This is a genomic window from Vibrio sp. TMPB1044, assembly GCF_030442075.1.
Lineage (GTDB): Bacteria > Pseudomonadota > Gammaproteobacteria > Enterobacterales > Vibrionaceae > Vibrio > Vibrio satsumensis.
Window position 1 is genome coordinate 1 of sequence record NZ_JAUJED010000084.1, and the last position, 399, is coordinate 399.

A 399-nucleotide genomic window follows, 5' to 3' on the forward strand; every position below is an offset into this window, starting at 1 on the left:
AAGAAGGGTTAATTCTTGATAACTGTTTGCCGGACTCAATGTGATTCAAACAAGTTTGAATCGAATACAAGACACTTGAATGTGTTTGTTGTGTTTATACCGTTCTTATTAAATAAGAGCAGATAAACATTGAGAACTTTTAAATTTGATTAACTTAATCACAGCCTTGAGCTGTTTGGTTTCACTTTTTAAAGTGAAAACTAATTAAGTAATCAGTCAGCTTTCCAAATTGTTAAAGAGCAAGAGTTTTTCAAGTTTTAAACTTTCAAAACCATTTTTAAAAACTCTCTTCAGACTTTTATCATCAAAGAATGTTTAAAGATGGTGGGCGATACCGGGCTCGAACCAGTGACCCCCTGCTTGTAAGGCAGGTGCTCTCCCAACTGAGCTAATCGCCCA

1 tRNA gene is annotated in these 399 nt (G+C 35.3%); it reads right to left on the bottom strand.

What is annotated here, in order from left to right:
• Positions 1–322: 322 nt before the first annotated feature.
• Positions 323–398, bottom strand: a tRNA-Val gene (locus QQ041_RS23640).
• Position 399 lies beyond the last annotated feature (1 nt).